General features: G+C 27.9%; 9 protein-coding genes and 1 pseudogene. 1 reads left to right on the top strand and 9 read right to left on the bottom strand.

Annotated features, from left to right (window positions below):
• Positions 1-131 precede the first annotated feature (131 nt).
• The 6 genes from KTHG_RS15340 to KTHG_RS21450 form a co-directional block, all read right to left on the bottom strand.
• A complete protein-coding gene (locus tag KTHG_RS15340) occupies positions 132-926 on the bottom strand; it encodes an arylamine N-acetyltransferase (protein WP_186439656.1) in 795 nt (264 codons plus the stop codon).
• On the bottom strand, positions 913-1,626 hold the full coding sequence (locus KTHG_RS15345) for a SagB/ThcOx family dehydrogenase (protein WP_139994828.1): 714 nt from the start codon (positions 1,624-1,626) through the stop codon (positions 913-915). The genes KTHG_RS15340 and KTHG_RS15345 overlap by 14 nt, the downstream gene beginning before the upstream one ends.
• 240 nt (positions 1,627-1,866) lie before the next feature.
• Positions 1,867-2,868, bottom strand: coding sequence for a YcaO-like family protein (locus tag KTHG_RS15350; RefSeq protein ID WP_186439657.1), 1,002 nt, complete (start codon positions 2,866-2,868; stop codon positions 1,867-1,869).
• The gene (locus tag KTHG_RS15355; protein ID WP_139994832.1) at positions 2,861-3,640 is read right to left on the bottom strand and encodes a hypothetical protein; all 780 of its coding nucleotides are present in this window, start codon (positions 3,638-3,640) and stop codon (positions 2,861-2,863) included. Before KTHG_RS15355 ends, KTHG_RS15350 begins: the two co-directional genes overlap by 8 nt.
• Before the next feature lie 87 nt (positions 3,641-3,727).
• A complete protein-coding gene (locus KTHG_RS21445) occupies positions 3,728-3,886 on the bottom strand; it encodes a hypothetical protein (RefSeq protein WP_186439658.1) in 159 nt (52 codons plus the stop codon).
• 52 nt (positions 3,887-3,938) lie between these two features.
• Positions 3,939-4,097 (bottom strand): hypothetical protein, encoded by a 159-nt coding sequence (locus KTHG_RS21450; RefSeq protein ID WP_186439658.1) that lies wholly within the window; start codon positions 4,095-4,097, stop codon positions 3,939-3,941.
• A 163-nt stretch (positions 4,098-4,260) separates the two neighbouring features.
• Between KTHG_RS21450 and KTHG_RS15360 the strand changes: the two genes are divergently transcribed.
• On the top strand, positions 4,261-5,103 hold the full coding sequence (locus KTHG_RS15360; protein WP_139994834.1) for an alpha/beta fold hydrolase: 843 nt from the start codon (positions 4,261-4,263) through the stop codon (positions 5,101-5,103).
• A 133-nt stretch (positions 5,104-5,236) separates the two neighbouring features.
• Here KTHG_RS15360 and KTHG_RS21455 read toward each other — a convergent pair whose 3' ends face one another.
• The 3 genes and pseudogenes from KTHG_RS21455 to KTHG_RS15370 all read right to left on the bottom strand — a co-directional run.
• On the bottom strand, positions 5,237-5,398 hold the full coding sequence (locus KTHG_RS21455) for a hypothetical protein (RefSeq protein WP_186439659.1): 162 nt from the start codon (positions 5,396-5,398) through the stop codon (positions 5,237-5,239).
• A 61-nt stretch (positions 5,399-5,459) separates the two neighbouring features.
• A complete protein-coding gene (locus KTHG_RS15365; protein WP_139994836.1) occupies positions 5,460-6,344 on the bottom strand; it encodes a helix-turn-helix domain-containing protein in 885 nt (294 codons plus the stop codon).
• Positions 6,345-6,646: 302 nt separating this feature from the next.
• Positions 6,647-7,574 (bottom strand): annotated as a pseudogene (locus KTHG_RS15370) (IS3 family transposase); the annotation flags it as partial.

Consider the following 7,574-nt stretch of genomic DNA (forward strand, 5'->3'; position numbering starts at 1 on the left):
TTTCTGTCCAACTAAGTGTTACCTATCCACTTCATTTGGGAACCCCAAAATATCATTTTATAAGTGAGAAATATTTGGTAATAAAAGTAAGTCTGCACAACTGATAAATTGAGGAAGTAGAGAATTTTATTCTAAGTATTTATAATTTTGTTATCAAAATTTAGTAAACCTAATAGATCTTTTTCACAAATATCTATATTAAATTTTGTATTAATATTTGTGATTATAGATTCTAAAGAATCAATATAAACTTCTGTTATTTTGACTCCTTTATAGAATTCTGTATATTTATTATTCAGCAGAAACATAAAAGTATCTTCATCTTTCCATTTGTTAATATAAAGGTTGTTTAAAAAATAATTCTGTTTTGTCATAGAAGATTTCCAGTGCTGCCATAATTCATCGATAGTTATAAAGTGCCCATTCCATTCTTTTGCAGGTACACCACTCCAAAATAAAGTTCCATGATTATTTGAATATTTCCATTCTACGCTATTATCACCTTTGTTAATTTTCCAGCTTTTTCTTAAAGGTACAGGTTTAAATAAAGGAGACCAAAATCCAACGTCTATATAATACTCTTTTAGGTCAATTTCTACCGCTAAAGCAAAGTGTTGATATTCTAGTTTTAAAATCTTCACATTAAAATTTAAAGATTTCAACAAATTATATAGCGCCCAGGTGAAGTGCAAGCAAGTTCCACCCAATCTATTTTTTTTGACTGAAACGATGTAATCTTCCGGATGGCTATATAAATTTTTAAGTTCTTTATCTGATTTGAAATCTTGGGATTTTCTAATAGTATCGTATGGAATATATAATTGATGATTTAATATAATTTTTGATAGTATCTCAAATTTTGTTTTATTTTCAATAAATTCATCATTAATATGTAATAAATCTAAATATTCTCTATACCATGTCATTAGAATCTTCCTTCTCTCCAATACCATATATATATAAAGGTATTTCATCATGAGGTAAGTTTAATTGTCTTTGTAATTCATCATCATAAAATCCACCTATAGCACAGCAACCTAAATTATGATATTGTGCCACCGCTCTGGAAATATTTTGTCCAATATGGCCAGCTTCTATTAATGCATATCTATATCCGCGAGCACCGTATTTATTGATTAAATTCTCCATTTTTGCTGTCATTACAACCACAAATGAAGCATCATTGAGGAATTGATTTATTGATGTCAAAAAAATATTATAATTAATAGTATCTCTAATATAATTTAATTTTCCTTCAGTTTTAATATAGTGATATGTTCCATTTAATGGATGATTTTCAGATATTAAAATATATAGTTCAATTGGATACATACCCCCTGCTGATGGAGTTAAGGATTTAATTTTTTCAGCATTTATTTCTAAAAAATAACTTGATTTTAAGACTTCTAATAAAATTTCTATATCCATTTGAACTTTTTTATAGTTTCTACACGATGAAGTTACTGTTCCGATATTTCTAACAGAAGAATTATTATTTAAAGTATGTAAAGGATATTGTTTTCCTTCAACATCTATTTCATAGGGTTTCCCTGGAGCATTTAAAACTTGAGAACGATAATTTTTGGAATTAATATGATAAAACTTATAAATGTATGAGTCATTCAAACTCAACACCTCCTTATGGAAATGGATGGGGTTCTAGATTAATATTCTTTTTAAGTTTTGTTGCTTTTTCAATGATCCTTGGACAGTTCAACAAAGGATCGTTAATTGATAAAAAACCTAAATTTGGTATAGACACTCTAACAACAGACAAGTTCATTTCTTTTACATCAATAGTGGTTATATCTTTATAATAAATTTCGTATCCTTCATTAAAGAGATTATTTATAGTTTCTTTAAAATTCAGGCTATAATTCCTGAATTTTTTTTGGGTAGGGTTTCTGGCAATAGTTCTTCTAAAATTACATCATTATTACCTGCCAAATAATATAGTGGGTGTTGATCTAACGTTGAAGAAGAATCTAACATATTAGGTACTTCTTCTTTATAATAATGAATTACTTCGAAGTATATGGAGAATCCTCCGATACCTTCTTCTATTGACTTTTTGAGAGCTATAAAACTATCTAGAGAACTAGCACATCCTAAATAAAAACCATTTTGATTTTTAACTTGGACAACAGTTAAAATTGTAGGCACCTTTAAATCAGTTGTAATATCATAAGCTCTTAATTTTAAGTTGCAATTATTTGAAATTTCTAGCATCTCTTTTATTTCAAAATCATCAATTGAAGATAGATCAATTTCGTAATTTACTAACCCTAATAACCAAAAATGCATAAAGGAGTCTCTTTCTATACATTCATTAAATCCGCTAATAATAGCTTGCTCTTTTGATTGTCCACATGCTAATCCTGTAGAAATAATATCTCTTAATGGCAAATTGAATGGAGGATTGCATAAATATATCAATTCGAATGGGATAAATATATCTTCATCATTTAGTATACTTTTTGCATTAGACCATGTAATAGGTTCATCTTTATTGAAATCTTTGTATTCTAAGTATTTTTTATATTGTTCTGATGTGTATCTAGTAATTATTGATGGATTTAAAGTTTTAATATTTAATCTTTCTAAATCTGAATACTTTTCAAAAATAATGTTGTCGGCATTATAATAATTTGCGCAATATCTTTCTATACTTTCCCCAATTGCTGAATTCTGGGCAGCATTTCTATTTATAGAAAAACCTGAACCACTTATAACGAGATTTTTTTCATCGTCATTTACCAACGCTAAAAATCTATTGATCTGTGGCGATCCTGGCATAGGTTTTATTTCTTTAAATGTTTGTGCGAAACTCGCTCTCATAGTGTCCTTTAAATAAAATAAATTATTCATAATATTCATCTCCACAAGATTTACAATTAGGTAATTTAAATACTGGATATTTAGTGATTTCTAAATTTAAAGTATCAAAAACAATTTCTGTATTAAAACATAAAGTAGGACTTGTTGACTTTGAAAGTTTCAATAATTCCTTCTCTATAATTGGGGCTAAATATCTTTTAACATTACCAGCACTCATGTTCCAAATATCATAATTGGTGTTTCTAGTTAGTCTAGTATTAAAGCATTCATAACAAGGGCCACCATCTTGGAAAAAAATCGGTCCCATAAAGAGTTTAGAATCATCAAAAGAGTATTTTAACCAAGGAATTTGAAGGGTTTTTAACTGATTATTTATATTTTGAAAGAATAGTTTATTTTCATCATAGTCTACAGCAATTACTATATCCGCTGATTCCCTTTCCAAATTTTCGATATTTTCAAAACTCATTGAATCATTAAGGATAGGGTTATCAAATAATTGTTCTAATTCATTTTGACTCAAACTCTCTGAAACTATACAAATCTTAATAAAAGATTTTTCTTTTATACTGACTATCTCATTTTCCTCCAAATCACGAAATGTATGTAGGATTTCATTTTTTTCAATATTATCGACAAACTGTAATATTTCTTCTACTGGCACTGTTCCGGTTAAATAAGGAAATAATCGACAGAAAGTGTCAGCTCCAGCTCCCTCAATCTCAAATCCAGTATTATTATCTTTCTTAAAAATAAGCTTATTATTTTTTTTCTGAATTACTCCATTTGATTGTATATACAAAATAATCACCTCAAATATTTATAATAATCATAAAAAGTAGCAAATTATTAGATTTGCTACTTTGATTTAGAATTAAGTTAAGTATTATTAGGCTTTAGATGGAGCGATTAATGGGTTTGGATTCGGTAAGCTTTTTGGGCGTGTTTCACTTGCACCACCGCAACAGCAACCAGCTTGTAATAATTGTTGAGAAGAAGTTTTAGTCTTCATTGATTTCATATCTACATTTTTAATATTTAATTTCATTGTGTAACATCTCCTTTAAATATAATTTGATTTAGAATTAAGTTAAGTATTATTAGGCTTTAGATGGAGCGATTAATGGGTTTGGATTCGGTAAGCTTTTTGGGCGTGTTTCACTTGCACCACCGCAACAGCAACCAGCTTGTAATAATTGTTGAGAAGAAGTTTTAGTCTTCATTGATTTCATATCTACATTTTTAATATTTAATTTCATTGTGTAACACCTCCTTTAATTAATATAATAATTTAAATTTTTAAAAAAATCAATATATTAATTTTATAATATAAAAATATTTATACTTATATTAATAAATTGATTTATATGGTTTGTATATCCATGTTATAATATATTTATATTAATAATTGGAGGTATTATTATGTGGACTCAACATTTAATTAGCACTTCTCGTGGCACGTTTGAATTTTTTACGATGGGAACAGGATCTCCTTTATGTATTACGCACCAATATATAGAGTTCAATGAAAAGGAATATACTTTTGCACAACCTTTTGCAGAAAATTACAGTGTGTATCTTATAAATTTAAAAGGTTGTGGTAACTCTGACAAAACTGTAGATGATAAAGAATATAGTATGGAAGATAGTGTTAAAGATTTAGAGGCAATTAAAGAAGCTTTGGGGTTTGCTAAATGGGGGGTTGCTGGTCACTCTACAGGTGGAATGCTAGCAATGCTATACGCTCTTAACTTTCCGAATTCTTTGAATAAGTTGATTATTGGTGGAAGCTGCGCATCTTCAGAATATATAAATCATCCTGACAGTATATATTGTAAGGATAATTCTAATAATGCACGTCTACTAGAAATAATGGATTTACTTAATAACAGTTCTATAACATTAGAAGAAAGACGGAATTTAAATAAAGAATGGAATTTAATGTCTTTCTACAAAAAAGATGAATTTGACCAATTAATGAAAAATGTATATTTAGGCAAATCGATGATTAAAAGACTGAATCATTTTACATCAACAGATATTAGAAATTTTGATCTTCGTAAAGAACTGAATAAAATCTCAATTCCAACCTACATATATATTGGTAAATATGACAGTCAATGTCCTTTATTTTTCTCTCAAGAAATTGCTAAGTTAATTCCCAAATCAACAGTTTCTATCTTTGAACAAAGTAGCCATAATCCATTTATTGAAGAAAAAGAAAAGTTTAATGATTTTGTTAAATCAACAGTAATTAAAAAATAATATCTTTTGAAAAATAAAAACCACCTTCAGATGAAGAAAGTGGTTTTTATTTTTGATTTAATAATATGTAATTCATAAATATTGATATTTAGGTAATTTAAAATTTGCTGAAAAATAAATTTTTAAGATTTAATTAATGTTCACTAGGTAAATCTGGTAATGATATAGAACTTAAATTTATTTCTGAAGCAGTTGTTATAACTTGATGATCTGTATTGTTTAGATGAGTAGATACATTAAAAATCGTAAAGCATAGCATACTTGATAATAAAATTTTTGTTAAAATTTTCTTCATCTTGCACCTCCTTCGATATCAATGATAACTTAAAAATAACTTTTTTTCAATTATCAGTAAATTAATTGATTCCGATTTCGCATTTCAATAGACTTATAATATCTAAAAATTCATCTTTTCCTTGAATCCCAAAAATTACTTCAGCCTTATTAAAAAATTCTTTTGACTCATCTAATTTTTTTAATATAGATGAATTTCTACCTAATTGAAAATAAAGTTCCCCTAATAAGTATAATGATTCTTGATTAACACATAATCTTATAGCTTTTTTACAGTTTAAAATAGCTTCTTCTATTTTTTCCAAAGCACTTAAAGTTCGTGAAAAGCCATACAAAATTCTTATTTCTAATAAAGCATCTTTACTATTTAATTTTTTATATGCAAAAATACATTCTTCGTATTTTTTTAAAGATAGGTCATATTCTTTTATTTCGAAATACATAATCGCTATACTATTCATAATGCTTATATCTTGTATTGTATGTGTTTCTTTATTTTGAGTATCTTTAACAATACTTTCTAATTTTTGAATAGCTTTATTGCCTGTATTGAATAAGTAATATTCACTAATTGCCTCATGCCATAATAAAAATTGTTCATCTTCAAAACTATTAAAATTTTTTCTGTCTCTTTCGTTTTTAATTATATAATTAATAGATTCATAATCCTTTTTTCTTACTAATTTTCTTATTAATTCTTTTGCTTCAGAATTATTATTAATATATTTTGTATTTTTTGATTGCTCTAGTTCGCCATAAAAAAAATAGTTAATATCCAGATTTAACTTTTCAGCTAATTGAAATAACACTATACTCGAAGGAACACTTTCGCCTTTCTCGAAATTACTAATCATAGCTTGTGTACAAATATCTTTCGCTAGCTGTGCTTGTGTATAGCCTCTTTTAACTCTAATTTCTTTCAATCTTTTTGAAATATTCTGTGTCATAATACTCCTTTCAATATTAAGTTATTAATATTATTTTAAATATTATAAATAAATGAATTTTATTTTTTTATATTAATTTTATTATACTATATCATAGTTAATTCTGGATTATAAATGCTAATTTAAACATGTACATATAAAATCGCTTAAAGATGTACAAAATTGCCATTAAATGTAACATACTAGAGCTTGAGGTGAATAGTATGTACATAAATTTAGATGTTCAAACGGATTTTGAAATTAAGAGTCTTTCAGACTTAAAAAAGTTCAAAGTGGTATGGCAACAGTAAATTGGACAAAAATTATGAGGGGTGTAATTTGAATTCCATTGGCGTTAAATACCCTAATGTTCCATGAATACGAATATGATTAAACCAATGAACATAATCGGCGAGTTCAATTTCAAGATGTTCCAGAGAAGAAAAATGAAGTTGATTGGCGAATTCGGTTTTGAATACTTTAAAAGTAGCTTCCGCCACCACATTATCATAAGGACAACCCTTCATACTAAGTGAGCGCTGGATAGTAAATGTTTCGAGTGCTTCATCAATTAACTGATTATCAAATTCTTTTCTTCGATCTGTATGAAACAGTTGAATCTCGTTTAAATTTCTTTGAATACTCGCCAAAGCTTTGTAGACAAGGCTGGCAGTCTTATTTTTACCTGCGCTGTATCCAATGATTTCTCGATTAAAAAGGTCCACAAATAAACATACATAATGCCATTTTCCATTGACACGGACGTATGTTAAATCACTCATAATGACGGCTAATTCTTCATGTTGATTAAAATTTCTTTTTAATACATTTTTAATAGCTGCTTCATTACAGCTAGATGGATGGGGTTTGAATTGAGCCACTGTATAGTTTGAAACAAGACCTCTTTCGCGCATAAGACGCCCAATACGGCGTCTTGAAACGTGCTTTGGCTCTGTTAGCTTTACTAATTCTTTCTGGATTTTCCGCGTACCATAATTATTACGGCTCATTTTAAAAATACGTTCAATCTCATTTGAAAGGGCTACATCATCTGCTTTTTTAACGTCGTTCTTACAACGATTTAACTGATAATAATACGTGCTTCTTTTCACATTGAGGACGTCACACATTGCTGATACCGAATATTTGTGAGCGTTATGACGAATCACATTTATTTTCGTCCCATAATCAGCGCTGCCTGCTTTAAAATATCATTTTCCATTGGATAGGTAACACTTAGTTGGACAGATA

Origin of the sequence: Kurthia sp. Dielmo, from assembly GCF_000307285.2 — a bacterium.
In the GTDB taxonomy this organism is placed as follows: Bacteria; Bacillota; Bacilli; order Bacillales_A; family Planococcaceae; genus Kurthia; species Kurthia populi.

Coding starts and splice junctions, on each gene's coding strand:
- KTHG_RS21455 (WP_186439659.1), bottom strand. CDS start 5,398: ATGAAGAAAATTTTAACAAAAATTTTATTATCAAGTATGCTATGCTTT.
- KTHG_RS15360 (WP_139994834.1), top strand. CDS start 4,261: ATGTGGACTCAACATTTAATTAGCACTTCTCGTGGCACGTTTGAATTT.
- KTHG_RS15350 (WP_186439657.1), bottom strand. CDS start 2,868: ATGAATAATTTATTTTATTTAAAGGACACTATGAGAGCGAGTTTCGCA.
- KTHG_RS15365 (WP_139994836.1), bottom strand. CDS start 6,344: ATGACACAGAATATTTCAAAAAGATTGAAAGAAATTAGAGTTAAAAGA.
- KTHG_RS21445 (WP_186439658.1), bottom strand. CDS start 3,886: ATGAAATTAAATATTAAAAATGTAGATATGAAATCAATGAAGACTAAA.
- KTHG_RS21450 (WP_186439658.1), bottom strand. CDS start 4,097: ATGAAATTAAATATTAAAAATGTAGATATGAAATCAATGAAGACTAAA.
- KTHG_RS15340 (WP_186439656.1), bottom strand. CDS start 926: ATGACATGGTATAGAGAATATTTAGATTTATTACATATTAATGATGAA.